At 69.5% G+C, this 24,168-nt stretch carries 21 protein-coding genes; 11 read left to right on the top strand and 10 right to left on the bottom strand.

Going from position 1 to position 24,168, the window contains the following annotated elements:
- Nucleotides 1-280: 280 nt before the first annotated feature.
- On the bottom strand, nucleotides 281-547 hold the full coding sequence (gene rpsT / locus HJG44_RS04670; RefSeq protein ID WP_171217123.1) for a 30S ribosomal protein S20: 267 nt from the start codon (nucleotides 545-547) through the stop codon (nucleotides 281-283).
- Nucleotides 548-707: 160 nt separating this feature from the next.
- Entirely contained in the window at nucleotides 708-2,402 is a 1,695-nt protein-coding gene (locus tag HJG44_RS04675; RefSeq protein WP_171217124.1) for a lysine--tRNA ligase, read from the bottom strand.
- A gap of 158 nt (nucleotides 2,403-2,560) precedes the next feature.
- On the opposite strand from HJG44_RS04675, the gene HJG44_RS04680 reads away from it, so the two are divergent.
- Nucleotides 2,561-4,429: a glycosyltransferase gene (locus HJG44_RS04680; RefSeq protein WP_346767084.1), complete on the top strand. Its 1,869-nt coding sequence runs from the start codon at nucleotides 2,561-2,563 to the stop codon at nucleotides 4,427-4,429.
- A gap of 15 nt (nucleotides 4,430-4,444) precedes the next feature.
- Here the strand turns inward: HJG44_RS04680 and wrbA are convergent, their stop codons facing one another.
- Both wrbA and HJG44_RS04690 read right to left on the bottom strand, forming a co-directional pair.
- On the bottom strand, nucleotides 4,445-5,044 hold the full coding sequence (gene wrbA, locus HJG44_RS04685) for an NAD(P)H:quinone oxidoreductase (RefSeq protein WP_171217125.1): 600 nt from the start codon (nucleotides 5,042-5,044) through the stop codon (nucleotides 4,445-4,447).
- An 87-nt stretch (nucleotides 5,045-5,131) separates the two neighbouring features.
- Nucleotides 5,132-6,088 (bottom strand): LysR family transcriptional regulator, encoded by a 957-nt coding sequence (locus tag HJG44_RS04690; protein ID WP_171217126.1) that lies wholly within the window; start codon nucleotides 6,086-6,088, stop codon nucleotides 5,132-5,134.
- A 136-nt stretch (nucleotides 6,089-6,224) separates the two neighbouring features.
- Between HJG44_RS04690 and HJG44_RS04695 the strand changes: the two genes are divergently transcribed.
- The 4 genes from HJG44_RS04695 (at nucleotide 6,225) to HJG44_RS04710 (ending at nucleotide 10,690) form a co-directional block, all read left to right on the top strand.
- The gene (locus HJG44_RS04695; protein ID WP_171217127.1) at nucleotides 6,225-7,202 is read left to right on the top strand and encodes a Bug family tripartite tricarboxylate transporter substrate binding protein; all 978 of its coding nucleotides are present in this window, start codon (nucleotides 6,225-6,227) and stop codon (nucleotides 7,200-7,202) included.
- Between the two features lie 97 nt (nucleotides 7,203-7,299).
- Nucleotides 7,300-7,974, top strand: coding sequence for a tripartite tricarboxylate transporter TctB family protein (locus tag HJG44_RS04700; protein ID WP_171217128.1), 675 nt, complete (start codon nucleotides 7,300-7,302; stop codon nucleotides 7,972-7,974).
- Between the two features lie 39 nt (nucleotides 7,975-8,013).
- Complete coding sequence (locus HJG44_RS04705) at nucleotides 8,014-9,561, top strand: tripartite tricarboxylate transporter permease (protein ID WP_171217129.1); 1,548 nt, start codon at nucleotides 8,014-8,016, stop codon at nucleotides 9,559-9,561.
- Between the two features lie 154 nt (nucleotides 9,562-9,715).
- Nucleotides 9,716-10,690 (top strand): tripartite tricarboxylate transporter substrate-binding protein, encoded by a 975-nt coding sequence (locus HJG44_RS04710; protein ID WP_246736015.1) that lies wholly within the window; start codon nucleotides 9,716-9,718, stop codon nucleotides 10,688-10,690.
- Between the two features lie 79 nt (nucleotides 10,691-10,769).
- Here the strand turns inward: HJG44_RS04710 and HJG44_RS04715 are convergent, their stop codons facing one another.
- The 5 genes from HJG44_RS04715 to HJG44_RS04735 form a co-directional block, all read right to left on the bottom strand.
- On the bottom strand, nucleotides 10,770-11,462 hold the full coding sequence (locus tag HJG44_RS04715; RefSeq protein ID WP_171217130.1) for a helix-turn-helix domain-containing protein: 693 nt from the start codon (nucleotides 11,460-11,462) through the stop codon (nucleotides 10,770-10,772).
- Between the two features lie 196 nt (nucleotides 11,463-11,658).
- A complete protein-coding gene (locus HJG44_RS04720) occupies nucleotides 11,659-12,114 on the bottom strand; it encodes a response regulator transcription factor (RefSeq protein WP_346767085.1) in 456 nt (151 codons plus the stop codon).
- A 53-nt stretch (nucleotides 12,115-12,167) separates the two neighbouring features.
- Nucleotides 12,168-12,782 (bottom strand): response regulator FixJ, encoded by a 615-nt coding sequence (gene fixJ / locus HJG44_RS04725; RefSeq protein ID WP_171217131.1) that lies wholly within the window; start codon nucleotides 12,780-12,782, stop codon nucleotides 12,168-12,170.
- A complete protein-coding gene (locus HJG44_RS04730) occupies nucleotides 12,772-14,283 on the bottom strand; it encodes a sensor histidine kinase (RefSeq protein WP_171217132.1) in 1,512 nt (503 codons plus the stop codon). The genes fixJ and HJG44_RS04730 overlap by 11 nt, the downstream gene beginning before the upstream one ends.
- Before the next feature lie 126 nt (nucleotides 14,284-14,409).
- Nucleotides 14,410-16,005 (bottom strand): peptide chain release factor 3, encoded by a 1,596-nt coding sequence (locus HJG44_RS04735; protein ID WP_171217133.1) that lies wholly within the window; start codon nucleotides 16,003-16,005, stop codon nucleotides 14,410-14,412.
- 427 nt (nucleotides 16,006-16,432) lie between these two features.
- Here HJG44_RS04735 and yghU point away from each other — a divergent pair, with 427 nt between their 5' ends.
- The 6 genes from yghU (at nucleotide 16,433) to HJG44_RS04765 (ending at nucleotide 23,361) form a co-directional block, all read left to right on the top strand.
- Nucleotides 16,433-17,320: a glutathione-dependent disulfide-bond oxidoreductase gene (yghU, locus tag HJG44_RS04740; RefSeq protein ID WP_171217134.1), complete on the top strand. Its 888-nt coding sequence runs from the start codon at nucleotides 16,433-16,435 to the stop codon at nucleotides 17,318-17,320.
- Nucleotides 17,321-17,515: 195 nt separating this feature from the next.
- Nucleotides 17,516-18,595 (top strand): M20/M25/M40 family metallo-hydrolase, encoded by a 1,080-nt coding sequence (locus HJG44_RS04745; protein ID WP_171217135.1) that lies wholly within the window; start codon nucleotides 17,516-17,518, stop codon nucleotides 18,593-18,595.
- A gap of 88 nt (nucleotides 18,596-18,683) precedes the next feature.
- Complete coding sequence (locus tag HJG44_RS04750) at nucleotides 18,684-18,968, top strand: hypothetical protein (protein WP_171217136.1); 285 nt, start codon at nucleotides 18,684-18,686, stop codon at nucleotides 18,966-18,968.
- A gap of 81 nt (nucleotides 18,969-19,049) precedes the next feature.
- The gene (locus tag HJG44_RS04755) at nucleotides 19,050-20,897 is read left to right on the top strand and encodes a gamma-glutamyltransferase family protein (protein WP_171217137.1); all 1,848 of its coding nucleotides are present in this window, start codon (nucleotides 19,050-19,052) and stop codon (nucleotides 20,895-20,897) included.
- Between the two features lie 182 nt (nucleotides 20,898-21,079).
- Nucleotides 21,080-21,817, top strand: coding sequence for a DUF1028 domain-containing protein (locus HJG44_RS04760; RefSeq protein WP_171217138.1), 738 nt, complete (start codon nucleotides 21,080-21,082; stop codon nucleotides 21,815-21,817).
- Nucleotides 21,818-21,840: 23 nt separating this feature from the next.
- Nucleotides 21,841-23,361 carry an ABC transporter substrate-binding protein gene (locus HJG44_RS04765; RefSeq protein WP_171217139.1) on the top strand — a complete coding sequence of 507 codons (1,521 nt, stop codon included), beginning with the start codon at nucleotides 21,841-21,843 and terminating at the stop codon, nucleotides 23,359-23,361.
- A 74-nt stretch (nucleotides 23,362-23,435) separates the two neighbouring features.
- Here HJG44_RS04765 and pncA read toward each other — a convergent pair whose 3' ends face one another.
- Complete coding sequence (pncA, locus tag HJG44_RS04770; protein ID WP_171217140.1) at nucleotides 23,436-24,146, bottom strand: bifunctional nicotinamidase/pyrazinamidase; 711 nt, start codon at nucleotides 24,144-24,146, stop codon at nucleotides 23,436-23,438.
- Between the last annotated feature and the right edge of the window lie 22 nt (nucleotides 24,147-24,168).

A 24,168-nucleotide genomic window follows, 5' to 3' on the forward strand; every position in this document is an offset into this window, starting at 1 on the left:
CGCGGCCCGAAAAATAGACCGCCCGCACCGGGGCTCCGGGCCTCCGCGGGCCCCCGATCGCCCCGAGTCTGGGGCTTTGGCAGCTAAGTCACTCGACTGTCATATGTTTATTTGCGCGGGCCGCATCCCCGAACCACCCCGGGCCGGACAAGATCCGTCAAGCGGAACGAAATAGGAACATAAAGGTGTCGCGCCGAGTGTGGCAGAAGATCAATAATCATGACGGGCACAAAAAAACCCGGCTCGCAGCCGGGTTTTCGATCCGCCGTGAAAGCCGCGTTCAGGCGCCGAGCGCCTTGATCCGGCTCGCCAGCCGCGAGACCTTCCGCGAGGCCGTGTTCTTGTGAACGATCCCTTTCTGGGCCGCCCGCATGATCTCCGGCTCGGCGGTGCGGAGTACCTCCGCGGCGGCGGCGCGGTCGCCGGCGGCGATCGCCTCCTCGACCTTGCGGATGAAGGTGCGCATGCGCGAGCGCCGGGCGCGGTTCACCTCGGTGCGCCGGGCGATCTTGCGCGCCATCTTCTTGGCCGACGCGGTGTTGGCCATCGGAAACCTCGCCAATAAGGATCGGGCGCCCATCCCGGGCGACGACGCGATCGCTGCTGATCTGAAAGCGGCAAGAACCCCGGCGAAGGCGCCAGGGCACTTGGTCGGCGGCTTATAACCTCGCTCGGCGGCGAAGGTCAACGCGCCGCGCGCAAAATCCTCACGCGGCCGCGCGGCCGGCGACGAAGGCCTCGTGCTCGGCGAGGAGCTCGCCCGCGAGCGCCTTGGCGATGAGGGCCCGCGTCTCGTCCACCCCGTACAGCGCCACGAAGGAGCCGAAGCGGGGCCCGCGCGCCTCCCCGAGCAGGACCTGGTAGATCGTCTGGAACCAGGCCTGCGAGACGCCGGGCCGTCCGTCGGGGCTCTTCGCCTTGCCCGACAGGTCGGGGAAATGCCGGCGGCCGACCTCGTAGACGGCCGCCTGGAGCGCCTCCGCATCCGTCGATCCGGAAAAGGGTCCGAGCGCCTCAGAGAGCTCCGCGAGCGCGGCGCGCTCGGCCTCGCTCGGCGCGCGGTAGGCCTTCGCCGGCCGGACGAAATCGCGGTAATAGGCGAGGGCGTGCCGCACCAGCCGGTCCAGGACGGGATGCGTCTCGGGCGAGGCGGAGGGCGCATAGCGCCGGATGAAGCCCCACAGCACGGCCGGGTCTTCCGTGTTCGCCACCGCCACGAGGTTGAGCAGCATCGCGAAGGAGATGGTCGCGCCGCGCTCGCCGGCGCCCTGGACCAGCTCCGGGGCGGGCGGATCGCCGGCATGGATGTGCCAGACGGGGTTGCCGAGGCGCAGCTTGGCGTCCTGTCCGGGATACTTCTCGAGGAAGGTCAGGTAGTCGTCCACCTGCCGCGGGATCACGTCGAAGAAGAGCCGCTTCGCCTCGCGCGGCTTGTTGTACATGAAGAGCGCCAGGCTCTCCGGCGTGCCGTAGGTCAGCCATTCCTCGATGGTGAGGCCGTTGCCCTTCGACTTCGAGATCTTCTGGCCCTTCTCGTCGAGGAAGAGCTCGTAGTTGAAGCCCTCGGGCGGCGTGCCGCCGAGCGCGCGCGCGATCTCGGAGGAGAGCTTGACCGAGTCGATCAGGTCCTTCCCGGCCATCTCGTAATCGACGCCGAGCGCCACCCAGCGCATGGCCCAGTCCGGCTTCCATTGCAGCTTGGCCTGGCCGCCGGTGACCGGCGTCTCGAAACGCTCGCCGCTGTCCGGGTCGCGCCAGACGAGCGTGCCGGCATCGCGCCGCACCTCCTCGATGGGGACCAGCATCACCTGCCCGGTCCTCGGATGGAGGGGCAGGAAGGGCGAATAGGTCTGCGAGCGTTCGGAGCGGAGCGAGGGCAGCATGATCGCCATCACGTCGTCGTAGCGCTCGAGCATCAGGAGGAGCGTCCGGTCGAAGCGGCCCGACCGGTAGCACTCCGTCGCGGACATGAACTCGTAGTCGAAGCCGAAGGAATCCAGGAAGGCGCGCAGGCGCGCGTTGTTGTGCTCCCCGAAGCTCGGATGCGTGCCGAAGGGGTCCGGCACGGAGGTCAGCGGCTGGCCGATATGGCGGGCCAGCATGTCTCTGTTCGGGACGTTGTCCGGCACCTTCCGCAGCCCGTCCATGTCGTCCGAGAAGGCCACGAGCCGGGTCGGAACCCTGTCCGCCGTGAGCACCCGGAAGGCGTTCCGCACCATCGTGGTCCGGGCGACCTCGCCGAAGGTGCCGATATGCGGCAGGCCGGAGGGGCCGTAGCCCGTCTCGAACAGCACCTCCTTCTTCCCGCTCGCCTCCAGGCGGGCGAGGAGCTTTCTCGCCTCCTCGAAGGGCCAGGCGGCCGCGCCCTGCGCGGCGGAGAGGATGTCGGGGTCCGGGGTCATGCTGTGTCGGTCTGAGGCTACGGGCGTCAGATGTCCGCAAACGGCCTGGAGTGCAACCTTGCCGCAACAGGTCAAGATTCGTCGAAGTCGACGCGAGAACACCTCTTCCCATCCACCGGACGCTCTACTCTATTCGGCAGACATACCCCGGAGGTTGCGTGTTCATCCAGGGTGGGGCCGCGGATCGATTGCAGCCGGAGACTGTCGATCGACAGCTCCCCGCCGAGATCGCGTTCCTGGCGCGCCACGGCGTTCCGGCCGGGCGCCTGGCCGAGGCCGCCGCCCTCGGGGCGGCCTGGGACGTGCCGGCGGATGCCGCGCTGATCCGTTCCGGCCTTCTCGCCGAATGCGAATTCTACCGCGCCCTGGCCGCCGAGACGGGACTGCCCTTCGCGGGCGGTCCGCTCCCGGTCCATCCCCGGGCGCGCCTGCCGGAAGCCGTTCTCGCCGGCCTCGTGCCGCTCGCGACGGGGGACGATGCCCGCCCGGGCTATGCCTATGCGCCGCACGGCCGCGACGTCGCCGAGATCCTCGCCCGCCGCGCGGGCCTCCCCGCCGGCTTCTCGATCACGACCCCGGGCGCCATCCGCGACAGCGTGATCGCGGCGCGCGGGAGCCATGTCGCGGCGCTGGCGGCGGACGGGCTCGCCGCCCGGCATCCCGAGTTCAGCTACCGCGGCGGCGCCAGCCGGCTGCAGCTCGGGCTGGCCTATCTGGCCGGGCTCGGCTCCGGGCTGCTCTCCGCCTGGGCGCCGGCCGAGAGCTGGGCCTGCGCGTCGATCGTCCTCGGCGGCGCCTTCCTGGGCAGCACCGCTCTGCGGCTCGCGGCGGCGCTCGAGCGCGTGCCGGTCGAGCCCGCGAGGCCGCCGCCGCGCATCCCCGATCGCGATCTCCCGGTCTACACCGTCCTGATCGCGCTCCATCGGGAGGCCCGGGTGGTGCCGCGCCTGCTGCGGGCCGTCGCGGCCATCGACTATCCGGCGGCCAAGCTCGACGTGAAGATCGTGATCGAGGCGGGGGATGCCGAGACCGCCCAGGCGCTCTCGTCGGCGCCGCTGCCCGGCTTCGCCGAGGTGATCGTGGCTCCCGAAGGGGAGCCGAGAACGAAGCCGCGCGCCCTGAACGTCGCCCTGCCGCTCGCCCGGGGCGAGTTCGTGACCGTCTACGATGCCGAGGACGTGCCGGAGCCCGGCCAGCTTCGCCTTGCGGTGTCCTTCTTCCGGCGCTCGCCGCCGGAGGTCGCCTGCCTGCAAGCGCGGCTCGTGATCGACAACGCGCATGACGGCTGGCTGACGCGCATGTTCGCCATCGAATATGCGGCGCTCTTCGACGTGACCAATCCCGCGCTGGCGCGGTTCGACCTGCCCGTGCCGCTCGGCGGGACGTCGAACCATTTCCGGCGCTCGGTCCTCCAGGCGCTCGGCGGATGGGATGCCTGGAACGTCACGGAGGATGCGGATCTCGGGTTCCGGCTCGCGGCCGCCGGCTACCGGGTGGCCGATCTTCCGTCGGCCACGCTGGAGGAGGCGCCGCACCATCTCGGCGCCTGGCTGCGCCAGCGCACGCGCTGGATGAAGGGTTTCCTCCAGGTCTCGGTCACGCATAGCCGGCGGCCGTGGGAGACCCTGCGCAGGCTCGGGCCGCTCCGCGCCTTCGGCGCCTGGGCGATGTCCTTCGGCACCGTGGCGTCGGCGCTCGGCTTTCCCGCCTTCATGGTCCTGGCCGCGGACGCCCTCGTGACCGGCCGCCTCCTCGCCGCCGACACGCCGCTTGCGATCGCGAGCGCCTCGGTGGGCGCCACCCTGTTCGCCGCGGGCCTGCTCGCGATCACCATTCCGCCGCTGGAAGGCGTCCGGCGGCGCGGCTGGTCGAGCCTTCTTCCGCTCGTCGCGCTGATGCCCGTGTACTACTGCCTCGTCAGCCTGGCGGCCTGGCGCGGGCTGCTCGAGTTCGTCCTCGAGCCGCAGCGCTGGAACAAGACGGAGCACGGCCTCGCCAGGACGTCCAGGGCGGGACTGCTCCCCTGACGGGGGCGCCGCGCTTCAGGCCCTCAGCTTCGCGGCCGTCTGCGCGACGAGCTTGCCCTGGAAGCGGGCGGCGTCCTTCTCGATGGCGCTCGGCTGGCGCTGCCCCTGGCCGCCCGCGATGGTGGTCGCGCCGTAGGGCGCCCCGCCGACGATCTCGTCCAGCGTCATCTGGCCCTGGAAGGAATAGGGCAGGCCGACGATGATCATCCCGAAATGCAGGAGGTTCGTGATGCCGGCGAAGAGCGTGGTCTCCTGGCCGCCATGCTGCGTGGCGGTGGAAGCCATGACGCTGCCGACCTTGCCGGTGAGCTGGCCGCTCGCCCAGACGCTGCCCGCCTGGTCCCAGAAATTCGACATCTGCGAGGCCATGCGGCCGTAGCGTGTCGGGACGCCGAGGATGATGGCGTCGTAATCGGGAAGCTCCGCCACCGTCGCGACCGGGGCTGGCTGGTCGAGCTTGAAATGGGCGCCCCGGGCGACCTCCTCGGGCACCAGCTCGGGCACCCGCTTGACGACCGCCTCGGCGCCGGCCTCCCGCACGCCCTCCGCGGCCGCATAGGCCATCTGCTCCATGTGGCCGTAGCTGGAATAGTAGAGAATCAGGACCTTCGTCATGGCGATCTCCTCTGGTCGGAGCAGAGGTAGCTTGGCCGCGGCGGCGCAGCGAGAGGCACGCGCTTGCGTCGGCGCAAGGCTTCGCTTTCAGGGCTGCGAAGTCGCCTCGGCAGCCCGGGGGAGCGTGCCGGGGGCCGGCGCGCCTTCGATCTCGTGGCGCCGGGCGGCGATCTCGCCGGCGACGAAATCCAGAAAGACGCGCACGCGCGGCGAATGGCGCAGGTCGGGGTGGGTCAGGAGCCAGAGATCGGCCGAGAAATCCGGCACCGGATCGCTCAGGCGCACCAGCTCGGGCCGGCCGTCGCCGATGAAGCAGGGGAGGTGGCCCAGGCCGAGCCCCGCCGCGACCGCTTCCGCGAGCCCCAGCACCGTGTTCACCCGGTAGGCGATGCGCTCGGGCGCAACCTGCCGCCGGACGAACTGGACGGCCTTCAGATGAGCGAGGTTCTCGCCGAGCGACACCCAGTCGTGCCCGGCCGCGAGCGTCTCCAGGTCCGGCGCCCCGCCCTCGAACACGTCCCGGCGGCCGTAGAGGGCCCAGGCGATGGCCGCCGCGCGCCGCCCGACCAGCGTATCCGGCGGGCTGTCCGTCGCCCGGATGGCGACGTCGGCGTCGCGCCTGGAGAGGTTCAGCGCCTGGTTCGCGAGGATGATGTCGAGCCGCACGCTCGGCCAGCGCCGCCGGAAGCGGGCGAGGATGGGCGTGAGGAGGTGCACCAGGAGCGAGTCGTTCGTGGTCACCCGGAGGTCGCCCGCGGCCGCGATCTCGTTGCCGGCCAGCCGCCGCGTGAAGCCCGTGATGTCCGCCTCGAGCCGTGAGGCGAGCGACACCATCTCCTCGCCGACCGGCGTCGGGGTATAGCCCGAGCGGTGGCGCTCGAAGAGCTTCGCCCCGAGCGCCGCCTCGATCTGCCCGAGCCGCCGGAACACGGTGGAATGGTTGACGCCCGTGGCAGCCGCCGCCCCGGCGAGGCCGCGCGCCTCGGCGATCGCCTTCACGAGCCGGAAGTCGTCCCAGGCCAGGTTCTTGAACGGTTCGCCCAATGTCGCACCTCGCCCGTTGCAGCCGCAGGAGTGGAGCGGCAGGCGGATGGACGCAAGCGGGTGGCTTGCACGGCCGCGGCTCTGCTAAAGGGGCGGCAACGGCCGGCGGACGCGCCGGGCAGGGAGGATCTTGGGAATGAAACGTCTCGTCTCGGCCGCCATCGGCGTCGCGGCTCTTCTCGGGCTCTCCGCCGCCGCCTCGGCCCAGGGAGCCTATCCGAACCGGCCCGTCCGGGTGGTCGTGCCCTTTGCGGCGGGCGGCACGACGGACATCTTCGCGCGCCTGATCGCGGACAAGCTGAGCCAGTCGCTCGGACAGCAATTCATCATCGACAATCGCGGCGGCGCGGGCGGCAATATCGGGGCGGACGCGGTCGCGAAGTCGCCGCCCGACGGCTACACGCTGGTCATGGGTACGGTGGGCACGCATGCCATCAATGCGAGCCTCTATTCGAAGATGCCCTACGACCCGCTGAACGACTTCGAAGGGGTCGCCTTCGCGGCGGGCGTGCCGAACCTGATGGTGGTCAATCCCAAGAACGTGAAGGCCACCAACGTGAAGGACTTCATCGCCGAGGCGAAGTCCTCGACCAAGAAGTTCAACATGGCCTCGTCCGGCAACGGCACCTCGATCCACCTGTCGGGCGAGCTGTTCAAGCAGATGACCGGGATCGAGATGCCGCATGTGCCCTATCGCGGGTCCGGGCCGGCCATCAACGACCTGGTCGGCGGGCAGGTCGACGTCATGTTCGACAACCTTCCCTCATCCATCGAGCAGGCCAAGGCGGGCAATCTCCGGGCGCTCGCCGTGACCTCCTCCCGGCGCTCCCCCGCCCTGCCCGACGTGCCGACGCTGGACGAGAGCGGCCTGCCCGGCTTCGAGGCTTCGAGCTGGTTCGCGCTCTTCGCCCCGAAGGGGACGCCGCCGGACATCCTGAACAAGCTGAACGCCGAGGTGCGCAAGGCGCTCGAAGGCGAGGACCTGAAGAGGCGCTTCGCCGAGCTCGGCGGCGAGATCCGGCCGATGAGCCCGGCCGAGCTGATGGCCTACGTGCGGGCGGAGCACGCCAAATGGGCGCAGGTGGTGAAAGCCTCCGGAGCCAAGCTGGATTGAGAGGGATTGGGGGCCGGCCGCTCTTGATCGGCCGCCGCCCTCTGTGCATCAAGCCTTGAGGCCGCACCTCGCGAAATCCGGCCCGGGAGGAAAGTGCATGCATGCTGGAACTGACCGCGTCCCCTCGAGGCGGGGGCCGGTCCGCGGCCCCCAGAGCCTCGTCTCGGGGCTCGTCCTCGTCGCGCTCGCCCTTTTCGCCATCTGGCTGACGAGCGACCTGCCGCAGGGCACGCTCCGGGCGATGGGCCCGGCCATGCTGCCGCGCTGGCTGGCCGTCGGCATAGGTCTTTGCGGCATCGCGCTCGTCGTGGTCGGGCTCACCAGGGACGGTCACCCGCTCGAGGGCTTCTCGCTGCGCGGCCCGGTCGTGGTCGGCATCGCCATCCTGTGCTTCGGGTTGACGATCCGGGGCTTCGCCTTCGGCGCGCTTCAGGTGCCGCAGCTCGGGCTGCTCGGAGCCGGCCCGCTCGCCATTTTCATCTCCGGCTTCGCCACGCACGAGGCCAGGTTCCGCGAGCTGGCCATCCTGGCTCTGGCGCTCACCTCCTTCTGCATGGTGCTGTTCGGCGACCTCCTGAACCTGCCCATTCCGATGTATCCGCAGGTCTTCGCCGACCTTTACCCGTCGGGCTGGTCGAGCGACGCGCGCCTGCGCGCAACGGCCGGGATCCTGGTCGCGCTCGCGGTGATCATCTTCGCCGCCACGCATCGACGCAGACGCGCCGCCGAGCCGATCGACGTCGTCCCCGACGAGCATGCCGGGACGATCTGATGCCCGCTTCCAGCTTCCTCTCGTGACCGGACCCGTCTGATGGGCGACCTCATCGCAAATCTCGGCCTCGGCTTCGGCACCGTTTTCGGGCTGATCCCTGTCGACATCCCCGGCCTCGGCGTCGTGCCGATCCCGCTCAACATCTTGCTCTGCTTCGTCGGATGTCTCGTGGGAACGCTCGTCGGCGTGCTGCCGGGCGTCGGGCCGGTGGCGTCGATCGCGATGCTGCTGCCGATCACCTTCAAGTTCGACCCGACCGGCGCCCTCATCATGCTGGCCGGCATCTATTACGGCGCGCAATATGGCGGCTCCACCACGGCCATCCTGGTGAACATCCCCGGCGAGGCGACCTCCGTGGTCACCACGCTCGACGGCCACCAGATGGCCCGGAGGGGCAGGGCGGGCGTCGCGCTCGGCATCGCGGCCATCGGGTCCTTCTTCGCCGGCTGCGTGGCGACGGTCTTCATCGCGGCCGTGGGTGCGCCGCTGACCAGGCTCGCGCTCATATTCGGGCCGGCCGAGTACTTCTCCCTGATGGTCATGGGTCTCGTCTTCGCGGTCGTGCTGGCGCGAGGCTCGATCCTGCGGGCCATCGCCATGATCCTCGTCGGGATCCTGTTCTCGACGGTCGGCACCGACCTCGAGACTGGCCAGGAGCGCATGACCTTCGGGATGCAGTTCCTGTCGGACGGCATCGACTTCGCCGTGCTGGCGATGGGACTGTTCGGCGTCGCCGAGATCCTGCGCAATCTCGACCACACCGAGGTCCGCGATGTCGTCAAGCAGGCGATCGGACGCCTGCTGCCGAGCATGCAGGACATGAAGGATTCCGCGAAGCCGATCCTACGCGGCACCTTCATCGGCGGCATCCTCGGCATCCTGCCCGGCAACGGCGCCGTGCTCGGACCCTTCGCCTCCTATACGATCGAGAAGAAGCTCGCGAAGGATCCGCGCCGCTTCGGCCAGGGCGCCATCGAGGGCGTCGCGGGACCGGAGAGCGCCAACAATGCGGGCGCGCAGACCTCCTTCATCCCGCTTCTGACCCTCGGCATCCCGCCGAATGCCGTGATGGCCCTCATGGTCGGCGCCATGACCATCCACGGCATCGTGCCGGGCCCGCAGGTCATGACCAAGAACCCGAGCCTGTTCTGGGGCATGATCGCCTCGATGTGGGTCGGCAACCTGATGCTGCTGATCATCAACCTGCCGATGATCGGGCTCTGGGTCCGCCTCCTGAAGGTGCCCTACCGGCTGATGTTCCCGGCCATCCTGATGTTCTGCTCGATCGGCATCTACTCGATCAACTCGCTGCCGACGGACGTCTTCTTCATCGGCCTCTTCGGACTGATCGGCTACGCTCTGATCAAGTTCGGCTTCGAGCCGGCCCCGCTCCTGCTCGGCTTCGTGCTCGGCAAGCTGATGGAGGAGAACCTGCGGCGGGCGCTCATCATCTCGCGCGGCGACATGATGACCTTCATCGAGCGCCCGGTCTCGGCCGTGCTGCTGGTGATCGCCATCGTCATGCTGGCGCTCGCGCTCCTGCCCTCCATCCGGAAGAGCCGCGAGGAGGTGTTCGTCGACGACTGAGGCCGGCCCGCCGGCGGCGTAGCCGGGCAAAGTCCCGGCCGCGTTCACCACGCCCCCTTGACCATCCGCCGAAAGACGGAGGTCAGGACGGCTTTCCTGGGCTTGCGGGCGCGGCGTCTCCGGACGACATGGCGGGCGTGCAAGGGAGGATCCTTTGAAGAAGCTCATCAGCATCGCGGCCGCGGCGCTCGGCCTTGTGGCCGGCGCGGCCTCCGCGCAAACCTATCCGCAGCGGCCCATCACCATGATCGTGCCGTTCGCGGCCGGCGGACCGACGGACGTCATCGCCCGCATCGTCGGCGACCACATGTCCCGAACGCTCGGCCAGCAGGTCGTGATCGAGAACGTCGCCGGAGCCGGCGGCACGACGGGCATCACCCGCGCGGCCGGCGCCGCGCCCGACGGCTACACGATCATGATGGGCCATATGGGCACGCACGGCGCGGCGCCCGCGCTCTATCCCAACCTGAAATACGACCCGGCCAACAGCTTCGACACGATCGGGATGGCGGCGGGCACGCCGATCGTGATCGTCGCGAAGAAGGACTATCCGGCCGGCGACCTGAAGGCTTTCCTGGCCCATCTCAAGGCGAACGACACCAAGACCAACATGGCCCATGCGGGCGTGGGCTCGGTCTCCCACTCGACCGGCGTGCTCTTCACCTCCGTCGTGGGCATCAAGCCGACCATGGTCGCCTATCGCGGCACCGGCCCGGCGCTCAACGACCTGATGTCGGGCCAGGTCGACTTCATGACCGACCAGATCGTCAACGTCGCGCCGCAGATCACGGGCGGCACGATCAGGGCATATGCCATCGCGACGCCGCAGCGCTCGCCGGCCCTGCCCGACGTTCCGACCACCAAGGAGGCGGGGCTCGAGGGCTACGAGGTGTCGGCCTGGAACGCGGTGTTCGGCCCCAAGGGCCTGCCCGCCGACGTGCGCGCGAAGCTGGTGGATGCGCTGAACAAGGCGCTCTCGGACGAGAACACCCGCAAACGCCTGCTCGATCTCGGCGGCGTCATCCCGGAGGGCGCGGAGCGCGGGCCCGAGGCGCTGCAGAAGCTCGTCGAGAGCGAGGTCGCGCGCTGGACGCCGGTCCTCAAGGCGGCGGGCGCGGTCGCGAACTGACGGCGATCGCCGGCTGGATCCAAGAGGCGGCGGCGGGGACGTCCCGCCGCCGTCGTCGTTTCAGGGTGAGGCGAAAGCCTCAATCCTCGACGATGCGGCTCATGGCGGGCCTGTTCAGCACGACCCGGCGGGCGCCCGAAAGCGCGAGCGCGCGGTCCTGCTGGAGCTGCGACACCGAGCGGGAGACGGTCTCGAGCGTGAGGCCGAGATAGTCCGCGATGTCGCGGCGCGACATCGGCAGCTCGATCGACCCGGTGCCGCCGAGGCGCGCGTCCATCTCGATGATGAAGGCCGCCACGCGCTCCAGCGCCGTGCGCCGGCCGAGGAGCAGCATGTGCTCCTCCGCATGCTGCAGGTTCCTCGCCGTCATGGTCCAGAGCTGGCAGGCGACCTCCACGTTGCGGGTCGCGATGCGCTCGAGCTGGCGGCGCTTGAACATGAGCACCCTGGTGTCGGCGATCGCCTCCGCGGTCAGGCGATGCGTCTGGCCGGGCTCGAAGCCGAACAGGTCGCCCGGAAGGTGGAATCCGTGGATCTGTCGGCGGCCGTCGGCCAGGATCCTGCAGGTGCGCACCGCGCCCGACACGATCTTGTAGACGTATTCCGTCTCCTCACCCTCGCCATAGACCTCCTCCTCGCGGGCATAGGAGAAGGGCGAGCCGATCAGCTCCGGGCAGCCGGCGAACAGCGCGATCTCGGGCAGTCCGGACGGGGGCAGCGCCGCCCCTCCGGCGGGCCGTGCGGTGTTCAGGGTGTTGGTGTCGAGCCTCATCGGCGGGTCCTCGTCTCAGGCATCGAGAGAGGTACCGGTGGGCCACCGCACGCGATATTCGGGGCGAGCGCTTAAGGGCGGCCCCTTACGGGCAACCCCTTAGCCGCATGTTCCGGCGCCGGATGCTTAGACCCGCAGCGCGGCAGGCCCCTTGATCCATCGCAAGCCCGCATCGCCGGTCGCCACGTCCTCCGCGTCAGGCGGAGAGTTCCGGACGGCGGAAGCGGCCGGCCCGTGCGGCCTCGACCGCGCTCAGGAGGACGTCCTGGGACAGCGGCTTCTCGATGAGGTCCAGCCCGGCCTTGTCCGCCCGCCTGCGGATGGCGGGGTCGGGATGGCCGGTGACGAGGATCACGGGCGCCAGGACGTTGCGCTCGCGCAGGCGCCGGAACAGGTCCATCCCGTCCATGGCGGGCAGCTTGAAGTCGATGATCAGGCAGGTCGGTTCCGGCCGCGGCAGCGACGACAGCAGTTCCTCGCCGTCCCGGAAGGTGAAGACGTCGTAGCCTTCGCTCTCCAGCAGAAAGCGAAGCGAATTGAGAGCGCCCGGGTCGTCGTCGACGACGAAGACGGGCTTGCGGTCTTGGCTGGCCATGGCCTCGGGCCGGCGCGAGCCGGCGAAATCGAGCAGGATGGCATGCAGGCTAGCCACCTGCAGCGCGGCTCGCCTTGATGTCGATCAAGCCTTCGCCGGCCTCGCGCTCGTCAGGCCGCGCCCGCCCGCACGGCCAGCCGGACCAGCTCCGAGATGCTGGCGGCCTGCATCTTGCTCATGACGTTCGCCCGGTAGATCTCCACGGTGCGCGGACTGATCTCGAGATGGCGGGCGATGACCTTGTTCGGCTCGCCCGCGACCAGACGGTCGAAGACCTGGCGCTCGCGCTGGGTCAGGCGCGCAAGCCGTTCCGTGAAGTCCTGGATCGCCGGGTCGGCCGCCTCCGTCCGGCTCTGCTCGACGGCGGAGCGGATGGCGCCGAGCAGCACCTCGTCGTCGAAGGGCTTCTCGATGAAGTCGGCGGCCCCGAGCTTCATCGCCTCCACGGCCAGCGGCACGTCCCCGTGGGCCGTCATGACGATCACCGGCAGCGTGCGCCCGGTAGCGCGGATGCGCTTCAGGAGTTCGATCCCGTCCATGCCCGGCATGCGGATATCGGTGAGGACGCAGCCGTCGGCGATCTTGGGAAGCGCGTCCAGAAGCGGCTGCGCGCCGTGATAGAGCCGCACCGAATAGCCGGACGAATCGAGCAGGAACTCCAGCGACTCGCGCATGGCGTCGTCGTCGTCCACCACATGGACGAGCGGGTTCGTCTCACTCTGCATCGATCGGCTCTCCGACAGCCGTGGCCGGCAAGATCAGGCGGAAGGTCGCCCCGCCCTGCGGGTTGCGCTCGACCCAGAGCCGCCCGCCATGGGCCTCCACGATCGTCCGGCTGATCGACAGCCCGACGCCCATGCCCGTCGCCTTGGTGGTCACGAAGGGCTGGAACAGCCGGTCCGCGACCTCCTCCGAGATGCCGGGACCGGTATCGGCCACGCTGATCTCCACCATTCCGTCCGGCTTGAGCCGGCTCGCGATGCCGAGCTCGCGCCGCTCCGTGCTCTGCATGGCATCCGCCGCATTGCGCAACAGGTTCACCAGCACCTGCTGGATCTGGACGCGGTCGGCCAGCACGGTCGCAGCCCGCGGGTCGAGGTCGAGCCGGGTGACGATGCCCTGCTGACCCGCCCCCACGAGGGCCAGGGCGCTCGCCTCGTCGATGAGGCGGGAGACGGTCTCCACCCGCTTCTCGGTCTCGCCGCGCGACACGAAATCCCGCAGCCGCCTGATGATCTGCCCGGCCCGCACCGCCTGTTCGGAGGCCTTGTCCAGGGCCTCCTTCACCTTGGGGAGAGCGGCGGCCTCGCCCTGGTCGAGCAGCCGCCGGCATCCCTTCATGTAGTTGCTGACCGCGGCGAGCGGCTGGTTGAGCTCATGCGCGAGCGTGGAGGCCATCTCGCCCATGGCGGTGAGGCGCGAGACGTGGACCAGCTCCGCCTGGAGCTCCTGGAGACGCGCCTGCGTCTGCTGCCGCTCCGTCAGGTCCGTGATGAAGCCCGTGAAGAAGACGCGCTCGCCGCTGCGCATCTCGCCGACCGCGAGCTCCATCGGGAAGGTCGATCCGTCGCGCCGCATGCCCGTGACCACGCGGCCCACGCCGATGATGCGGCGCTCCCCGGTGTCGCGGTAGCGGCGGAGATAGGCGTCGTGCCGGCTCTGGTCCGGCTCCGGCATCAGCATCGACACGTTGCGCCCGAGCACCTCCTGGGCGCTGTAGCCGAAGAGCCGCTCCGCGGCGGTGCTGAAGGATTGCATCAGCCCGTCCGCGTCGATCACGATCATGGCGTCGGGCACGGTGTCCAGGATCGAGCGCAGATGCGCCTCGCGTTCGAGCAGCGCCTGCGTAATCTCGGAGGTCCGGCGCTGCATCGAGCGGAGCCGCTCGCCGCCGAGCGCGATGGAGATGCCCAGCAGCGCGAAAAGCAGCGCGTCGACCTGGTTGGCCAGGATCACCTGCTCCCGCATGTGGATCGCTGAGCCGACGGCGACCCCGAGCAGCGTCGCGATGAGGCACGGAACGATGCCGCCTCCTGCGGCGCCGACGAGGAGCGCCGGCACGAAGAACAGGAATACCGCCCGGTCGCCGAGCAGCGGATCGAGCATCAGCCGCGCCGCCGCGCCGAGCCCGATGAGGATCGCCGCGTAGAGATAGGGCCTCGCATCGAAGCCGCCATCGGCCCGCTCGGCCGGAGCGGGGCCTGGGGGTCTGATCCAGTCGCTCATCGGTTCGACGCGTGGTCCGGGCGCAGGCTCGCCGCCTCTCTCCGTAGTGCCCGACGCTCTATAGCAGGGCGAGCGCCGCCCGACAGGCTGCTCACGTCGCGGCGCGCGGGGAGATCTGCGGCCGGCCTACGCCGCCCTGTCGCGCGCCTGGTAGGTCTTCACGTCCGTGAAGGTCACGTCCGGCCATTTCTCCTGCTCGTAGGAGAGCTGGTAGGCGGAGGGGGCGAGGAAGACGGGGGCGCCGTCGAGGTCCTTCGCCATGGACGAGAGGTGCGCGTCCGAGAAGCGCTCCACCTCGCCCTTCTTGTCCGACATGATCCAGCGCGCGAGGGTGAAGCGGCTCTGCTCGTAGTCGATCGGAATGCCGTATTCGGCCTTCAGGCGCTCCTTCAGCACGTCGAGCTGCAGCGCGCCGACGACGCCGACGATGGCGGGCGAGCCGTCCTGCGGCAGGAAGAGCTGCACGACGCCTTCCTCGGCCATCTGCTGCAAAGCCTCGCGCAGCTTCTTCGCCTTCATCGGGTCGGACAGCTTGATGCGCCGCATGATCTCGGGCGCGAAGGACGGGACGCCGTTGAAGGCGAGGTCCTCCCCCTCCGTCAGCGTGTCGCCGATGCGCAAGGTGCCGTGGTTCGGGATACCGACGACGTCCCCCGCCCAGGCCTCGTCCGCAATGGCGCGGTCCTGGGCGAAGAAAAATTGCGGCGCGGAGAGCGAGATCGGCTTGCCGGTGCGGACGAGCTTCGCCTTCATGCCGCGCTCCAGCCGGCCCGAGCAGACCCGCATGAAGGCGATGCGGTCGCGGTGGTTCGGGTCCATGTTCGCCTGGATCTTGAACACGAAGCCGGTCATGCCGCGCTCGTCGGGGGTGACGAGGCGCTTGTCCGCCTCCTGGCCGCGGGGGGACGGCGCGATCTCGGCGAGGGAGTCGATGAGGTCGCGGACGCCGAAATTCTTCAGCGCCGAGCCGAAGAAGACGGGCGTGAGGTGCCCCTCGCGGAAGGGGCCGAGTTCGAAGCGCTTCAGCCCTTCCTGGGCGAGCATCACCTCCTCGAGCCAGGCTTCGCGCTCGTGCTCCGGCAGAAGGCCGACGCATTTCGGGTCGTCCGGGCCGGAGACGGGAATCGCGTCCTCGTCGGCATCCAGACGCCGAACCAGGTTGCGGGCGAGGTCGAACGTACCTGCGAAGCTCTGGCCGCGGCCGATGGGCCAGGTGACGGGCGCGGTGTCGAGCGCCAGCGTCTTCTCGATCTCGTCGAGGAGGTCGAAGGGGTCGCGGCTCTCGCGGTCCATCTTGTTGATGAAGGTGACGATGGGGATGTCGCGCAGCCGGCACACCTCGAACAGCTTGCGCGTGCGCGCCTCGATGCCGCGGGCGGCGTCGATCACCATCACGGCCGAGTCCACGGCCGTGAGCGTGCGGTAGGTGTCCTCGGAGAAGTCCTCGTGGCCGGGCGTGTCGAGCAGGTTGAAGACGCGGTCGGCATATTCGAAGGTCATGACCGAGGTCACGACCGAGATGCCGCGCTCCTTCTCGATGCCCATCCAGTCGGAGCGGGTCGAGACCCGGTTGCGCTTCGCCTTCACCTCGCCGGCGAGCTGGATGGCGCCTCCGAACAGGAGGAGCTTCTCGGTGAGCGTCGTCTTGCCGGCGTCCGGGTGCGAGATGATCGCGAAGGTGCGGCGGCGCTCGGCCGGGAGCGCCGGGGAAGTCTGGGTCATGGTTGGGCGTAGCGGAATCGGTTCGGCGGGACAGCGGCGATCTGTCCACAGGCGATGGTGCCGGGACTCTTTGTGCAGTGCAGCTCTGCACCCATATTGGGGTCCCTGCAACGTACTGAAAGGAGGTGATCGAGTGTCTCATTGTCATATGGTGCGGTCACCGATCGCCGTGACCCTGACCTCCGCCTCCTTCGAGGCGCGGGGCTGAAGGGTTCACCGGCCGCGCTGAGAAGCGCCGCCGCCACGTGTTGATCTGACCGTGCAAGACAATGGAAGGGCCGCCCGCAGGGGCGGCCCTTCGCTTTGGGGAGGCCGGCATGTCCGCGCATCATGGCTCGCCGCCGCGCCGGCGTCGCGCATTGCGTCGCCGCTTCCGCTAGGCTTGAGCGTAGCGCGCGCCCTGCGCGGAAGCTGGAGCCATGCGAGAATGAGCAGCTCGTCCGAATACACGCCGCCGAAGGTCTGGGCCTGGAACAAGGCCAGTGGCGGCCGCTTCGCCAACATCAACCGGCCGGTCGCCGGCCCCACGCACGAGAAGGAGCTCCCGGTCGGCAAGCATCCGCTCCAGCTCTACTCGCTCGGCACCCCGAACGGCGTGAAGGTCACGATCATGCTGGAGGAGCTGCTGGCCCTCGGCCATAAGGAGGCGGAATACGACGCCTGGCTCATCCGGATCAGCGAAGGCGAGCAGTTCTCGACCGGCTTCGTCGCCGTGAACCCGAACTCCAAGATTCCGGCTCTCGTCGACCGGAGCGGCGCGACGCCGATCCGGGTCTTCGAATCCGGCTCGATCCTCCTGTACCTGGCCGAGAAATTCGGTGCCTTCCTGCCCACCGAGCAGCCGGCGCGGGCCGAAACCCTGTCCTGGCTCTTCTGGCAGATGGGCAGCGCACCGTTCCTCGGCGGCGGCTTCGGCCATTTCTACGCCTATGCGCCGGTGAAGATCGAATACGCGATCGACCGCTACGCCATGGAGGTGAAGCGTCAGATGGACGTGCTCGACCGCCGGCTGGCCGAGACGAAGTTCGTCGCCGGCGACGACTACACCATCGCCGATATGGCGATCTGGCCCTGGTACGGCGGCTTGGCCAAGGGCTGGCAATATGGGGCGGCGGAGTTCCTCCAGGTGCAGGATTACAGGAACGTCCAGCGCTGGGCCGACGAGATCCACGCCCGGCCCGCCGTGAAGCGCGGCCGCATGGTGAACCGCATCACGGGCGATCCGTCCGAGCAGCTGCACGAGCGCCACGACGCCGCGGATTTCGACACCAAGACGCAGGAAAAGATCGCCGGCTCCGCCGCGGCGGCAGGCTGAGCGGGGCGCTCGCCGCCGCGGCGTTCCGAAGGCATTTGCGGATGTCCGAACGCGGCGGGCCTGCGAAGGCAGGCGCCGCCGGGGGCGAGCCTGTGGCTCATGCCGGTCCGGTGATCCGTCCGCATCTGAACCGGAGCTTGGACGGGGAGCCGGCGTTTCCTTCCGCTGCCATTCGGAGCGGAGAGCCAGGCCGGAATGCGACCCGAATCCCTCGGGTTTCTGAAGGCGCTCGTCCGGGCGCCATCTCCCAGCGGCTACGAGCAGCCTGTCGCGCAGGTCTATCGCGACTACACGAAGAGGTTCGTCGACGATGTCCGTACGGACATCCATGGCAACACGGTCGCCATCATCAATCCGGATGCCGGCATCCGAGTCATGCTGTCGGCCCATATGGACGAGATCGGCTTCGTCATCCATCACATCGGGGAAGACGGCCTGCTCCATTTCAGCCCGATCGGCGGCCATGACGACGTGGTCGCGGTCGGACAGCGCGTATGGGTGCATGGGCGCGAGCGGATCGGCGGGGTTGTCGGCAGCCGCCCGTTCCAGCTCCTGCACCCCGGCGAGCGGGCAAATCGTCCCCAGATGAACCGGTTCTGGATCGACATCGGCGCGTCCTCGCGCCAGGAGGCCGAGGGCGTGGTCCGGCTCGGCGACCCGGTCACTTTCGAGCAGGAGTTCCGTCCCCTGATGGGCGACCGCGCGGCTGCCCGTGCCTTCGACAACAAGGCGGGGTTGTTCGTGGTCGCCGAGGCGCTCCGGTCGCTGGCCGAGAGCGGCGGCCTTCATCCCGAGGTCGGCGTGTACGGGCTCGGCACGGTGCAGGAGGAGATCGGCTCCCGCGGGGCCAGGACCGCCACCTACGAGATCGGGCCGCTTACGGGTTTGGCCATCGACATGGACCACGCGACCGACATCCCGAACCTCGATCCGCGCGAGCACGGACAGATCGCGCTCGGCAGCGGGCCCATCATCTCGCGCGGCCCGAATATCAACCACGCGCTCTTCGACCTCCTCGTGCGGGCGGCCGAGGAGGAGGGCATCTCCTACCAGGTCCGTGTCTTCTCGCAGGCCACGCCGACCGATGCCGGAGCCATGCAGGTGACCCGCGGCGGCATGGTGACCGGCCTGCTCGGCATACCGCTGCGCTACATGCATACGCCCTCGGAGACGCTCTCGCTCACGGACCTGCAGGAGGGCGCCCGTCTCGCGGCCGCCTATTGCCGCCGCGTCACGCCGGATACGGATTTCACGCCTTCGCTCGGTAAAGGGTAGCCTGGGCGGGCGGAGGCGACCGGGACCTCGGGGGAACGGTAGCGCTTCCGCCGCTTTCTAGCCCCGGACGGATCGACGAGGACAGGACGTGAAACACGCTTTCGGGGCCGTAGCCCTTCTCGCCGCGCTCGCCGGCGCCTCCAGCGCCGGGGCCCAGCCCTACGGCTACGATCCGGGCTACGGCCCGCGGGTGATCGAGCAGCCCGGCTGGCGCAGCCGGGCGCCGTGGCAGCCGCCCTGGCAGTACGACACCGGCGGCGACAACGACAATCGGCCCGAATTGCGGCCCTGGCAGCAGAGCGGCGGCCAGCAGACCGGCGGCCCGGCCCGCAACCTGCTGCCGAAGGACAACCTGCACATCGCGCCGCGCTGAGGCGGTCCGGCCGGATCGATTAGCGCTGCCGGGGCGCATGCGGTAAGTCCCCGGCTCTCTCCCGGCGGACGTTCCGACAGCATGAGCCTCGTCAACCAGAGCCCCTTCACCACCCGCCCGGAGATCGACGGCACCTTCGGGGTCGTCGCGTCGACCCACTGGATCGCGACGGCGGTCGGGATGGGCATCCTGGAGAAGGGGGGGAATGCCTTCGACGCCGCCGTTGCAACCGCGTTCACGCTCCAGGTCGTCGAGCCGCACCTGAACGGCCCGGGCGGGGATGCGCCGATCATCGTCCATGACGTGCGGAAGGGCCGGCCGGAGGTGATCTGCGGCCAGGGGCCCGCGCCCGCCGGCGCCACGATCGCGCATTACCGCTCGCTCGGCCTCGACCTCGTGCCCGGCACGGGGCTGCTCGCGGCCTGCATCCCCGGTCCGTTCGACGCCTTCATGCTGATGCTGCGCGACTACGGCACGATGCGCCTGCGCGAGGTGCTCGAAGCCGCGATCTCCTATGCCCGCCACGGCTATCCGCTGGTCGAGCGGATCCCGGCCACGATCGCGACCGTCGAGGAGCTCTTCCGCGAGCACTGGCCGACCTCGGCCGAGCTCTACCTGCCCGGGGGGCAGGTGCCCGCGGCGGGCTCGCTCTTCGCCAATCCCAGGCTCGCCTCGACCTATGAGCGCATCCTGCAGGAGGCGGAAAGCGGGGGAGGGAGCCGGGAGGCGGAGATCGAGCGGGCGAGACGGAGCTGGTCGCAGGGCTTCGTCGCGGAGGCGATCGACCGGTTCTGCCGCATGCAGGAGGTGATGGACACCTCGGGCCGCCGCCATCGCGGCGTGCTGACGGGGGCGGACATGGCCGCCTGGGAGGCGAGCGTCGAGGCGCCGATCTCCTATGATTACGGCCGCTACACCGTGCTGAAATGCGGGCCCTGGACCCAGGGTCTGGCCACGCTGCAGCAGCTCGCGCTCCTCTCCGGCTTCGCGCTCGACGGGCTCGATCCGACCGGGCCGGACTTCATCCATCTCCAGGTCGAGGCGGCGAAGCTCGCCTTCGCCGACCGCGACACCTTCTACGGCGATCCGGCCTTCGTCGACGTGCCGGTCGAGCAGCTCCTGGGCGAGACCTATAACGGCGAGCGCCGCCGCCTGATCGGGGACCGGGCCTCCCTCGAGCTTCGGCCGGGGACCATCCCCGGCTACGGCAAGGCGATCGGCGCACGCGAGGGAGGCGAGCGGGTCGCGGTCGGCGCGACGGGCGCGGGCGAGCCGACGGTCGGCCGCATCCAGCGCGCCGCGGCGCCCGCGGAAGATGCGCGCCGGCTGGAGAAGGCTGGCGCCGTGCGCGGCGACACCGTCCATTTCGACATCGTCGACCGGTGGGGAAACATGGTCTCCGGCACGCCTTCCGGCGGCTGGCTGCAATCCTCGCCCGTGATCCCCGAGCTCGGCTTCCCGCTCGGCACCCGCGCCCAGATGTTCTGGCTGGACGAGGAGCATCCTGCGGCGCTCATGCCCGGCAAGCGCCCCCGCTCGACCCTCTCGCCCACGATGGCCCTGCGCGACGGCGAGCCGTATCTCGCCTGGGGCTCGCCGGGCGGCGACCAGCAGGATCAGTGGATCCCGCAATTCTTCCTTCGGCATGTGCATGCCGGCATGAACCTGCAGGAGGCGATCGATGCGCCCGCCTGGCACACGGAGCATTTTCCGTCGTCCTTCTGGCCCAGGACGTCCCGGCCCGGCGTGGTCGTCGTGGAGGGGCGCGTGCCGAAGGCCACGATCGAGGAATTGCAGCGGCGCGGGCATATCGTCGAGATCGGCGAGGATTGGTCCGAGGGCCGGCTCACGGCGGCCTCGCGGGACGGCGTCCGGCGGAAGGCCGCCGCCAACCCGCGCGGCATGCAGGGCTACGCGGCGGGGCGGTGATGGCGTCGTGGCGCTCGACAAAGGCGTGGGTGCGTGCTTCGAGACGGCCAGCTTCGCCGGCCTCCTCGGCATGACGCAGGTCGGAGCAGGGCCAGCACTCACCGTCGTCGTCCTGAGGAGCCGCCGTGGCCGCGTCTCGAAGGACGCACAGCGCGTCCGTCAACTTCGGAAGCGCTCTACCCATGACCTGGTCCATCGTCGCACGCGACCCTGAACGGGGGCAGATCGGGATCGCGGTCGCGACCTGCGCCTTCGCGGTCGGGTCGCGGGTGCCCTTCGTCGAGACGGGCGTGGGCGCGGTCGCGACCCAGGCCATGGCGAACCCGCTCTACGGCCCGCGCGGTCTCGCTCTGCTCAAGGCTGGCGCCGCGCCCGAGGAGGCCATCCGCGAGCTCACGACTGCCGACGAGGGCAGGGCGGACCGCCAGCTCCACCTGATGGCCGCGGACGGCCGCAACGCCGCCTATACGGGCGCCGCCTGCGTGCCGTGGTGTGGACACGAGGTTCGCGAGGGCTTCTCCGTCGCCGGCAACATGCTCGCCGGCCCGGAGGTCGTGGCCGAGACGATCTCCGCCTTCGAGCGATCGGCCGGCCGTCCGCTCTTCGAGCGCCTTCTCCTCGCCCTCCTGGCCGGCGAGGCTGCCGGGGGCGACAGGCGGGGCAGGCAATCGGCCGCCATGCTGATCCACGACGCCGAGGAATACGCGCTCGTCGACATCCGGGTCGACGACCATCCGGACCCGCTCGCCGAGCTCGCCCGGCTCCTCGAGGTCTGGAAGGGGCGCCCGCGCGTCTACCGCGAGGCGCTGCCCTCGCGGGCACGGCCGTCCGGCATCGTCGGGCGGGACGCGATCGAACAATTCATCGCCGAGCGGCTCGCGGCGGAAGATCGCGCTGGACCCGGCCCGGCCGTTGCATAAGCTCGCGCCGTCCGGGGGTTCAGATGTCGCTCAGGTTCGCTGCCATTCGCTCGGCTCTTCTGTGCGCCGCGCTCGCGCTGCCGACGCTCGCCGCAGCCCAGACGCATCTGCGCATCGGCCTCGCCGAAGACCCGGACGTTCTCGATCCGAGCTTCGGGCGCACCTATGTGGGCCGCATCGTCTTTGCTTCGATCTGCGACAAGCTCTTCGACACCGACGACAAGCTCAACATCGTGCCCCAGCTCGCGCTCTCGCACGAGACCTCGGCGGACGGGAAGATGGTCACGATCAAGCTGCGGCCCGGCGTGAAATTCCACGACGGCGAGCCGATGGACGCCGAGGCGGTGAAGTTCTCGCTCGAGCGGCATCTGACCATGCAGGGCTCCTTCCGGCGCCCCGAGATCTCGGCCATCGACAAGGTCGAGGCCGTCGATCCGACGACCGTCAGGCTGCTCCTCAAGAACGCCTATTCGCCGCTGCTCGCGCAGCTCACCGACCGGGCGGGCATGATGGTGTCGCCGAAAGCCGCCAAGGAGGCGGGCGACAGATTCGGCCAGAAGCCGGTCTGCGCAGGACCGTACCGGTTCGTGGAGCGCGTCCAGCAGGACCGGATCGTGGTCGAGCGCTTCGCCGATTACTGGGACAAGGACCGGGTCAGGATCGATCGCATCACCTACCTACCCATTCCGGATTCCACCGTCAGGCTCGCGAACCTGAAATCCGGCCAGCTCGACCTGATCGAGCGGGCGCTCGCGACGGACATCAAGGAGATCCAGTCGGATCGGCGGCTGAAGCTCGCGACGGGCATCGACCTCGGCTACATGGGGATGACGATCAACGTCGCGAACGGCGAGGCGGCGAAGAACCCGCTCGGCCAGGATCCGCGCATCCGTCAGGCGCTGAGCCTCGCGATCGACCGCGAGGCGATCAACCAGGTCGTGTTCAACGGGGCGGCCCGGCCGGGCAATCAGTGGGTCAATCCCGAGAACCCCTGGTACCAGAAGAAATTTCCCGTCCCGACGCGCGACATCGCGACAGCCAAGAAGCTCATCGCGGAGGCGGGCGTGAAGACGCCGGTCGCGGTGGACTACATGGTGCCGAACAATCCCGAGACGCGGCAGGTCGCCGAAGTGATCCAGGCCATGGCGGCCGAGGCCGGGTTCGACATGAAGATCCGCGTCACCGAATTCGCGACCTCGCTGAACGAGGCCGAAGCGGGACGCTACCAGGCCTATATGCTGAACTGGTCGGGGCGGCCGGATCCGGACGGCAACCTCTACGTCTTCCACAAGACCGGCGCGCCGCAGAACTACGGCAAGTATTCCAGCCCCGAGGTCGATGCCTGGCTCGACGAGGCGCGGGCGAGAAGCGGAAAGGACGAGCGCATGGCGATCTACGAGAAGGTCGCGGGCAAGCTCCTGACCGAGGGCTCGATCCTCTACCTCTATCACCGGGCGGTCATCATCGCGCACAGCGCCAGGCTCGAGGGCTTCAAGGCGCATCCCGACGGGCTCGTGCGCGTCGTCGGGCTGACGATGAAGTGAAGGTGGGCCCGACTTCGCTGCCGATGGCCGCCGCTCCGGGGCTTGCCGGTGGGGAGCCCCGGAAGGAAAGCCGTCTACACGATCTCGTCGCTGACCGTCCGTTCCACCCCGGCCGCCGCCATCTCCTTCCAGGCCGCGGCAAGGGAGCCGTCGAGGTCGATGCCGCGGCAGGCATCCTCGATGACGAAGACGTCGAACCCCGCCTTCCGGGCGTCCATGGCCGACCAGGCCACGCAGAAATCGGTCGCGAGACCGGCCACGAAGATGCGCTCGATCCCGCGCTCCTTGAGGTAGCCGGCGAGCCCGGTCCTGGTCTTCCCGTCCGCTTCGACGAAGGCCGAGTAGCTGTCGATGCCGGGATCGTGGCCCTTGCGGATCACGAGCTGGGCATGCGGGATCCTCAGGGCGGGCGAAAGCTCGGCGCCGGGCGTGCCCTGCACGCAATGGTCCGGCCAGAGGACCTGCTGCCCGTACGGCATCTGCACCGTCTCGAAGGGCTTTTTGCCCGGGTGCGCGGACGCGAAGGAGGCGTGGTCCGGCGTGTGCCAGTCCTGCGTGACGACGACGTTCCGGAATTTCGGTGCGAGCGCGTTGATCACCGGGATCACGGCGTCGCCATCCTTCACGGCGAGGGAGCCGCCGGGCAGGAAGCAGTTCTGCACGTCCACCACCAGGAGGACGTCGCGCCGACCGGGTTTCACATGAGCCATGGCCTGCCTCGGACTGGCGAGCGGGAGCGCGGCGGCCCCGAGCATGGCGAGAACCCCGCGGCGACGATGCTCCATGACCGCATCCCCCGTTCGGCGA

It is taken from the genome of Enterovirga aerilata (assembly GCF_013044135.1).
GTDB classification, from domain to species: Bacteria; Pseudomonadota; Alphaproteobacteria; order Rhizobiales; family Beijerinckiaceae; genus Enterovirga; species Enterovirga aerilata.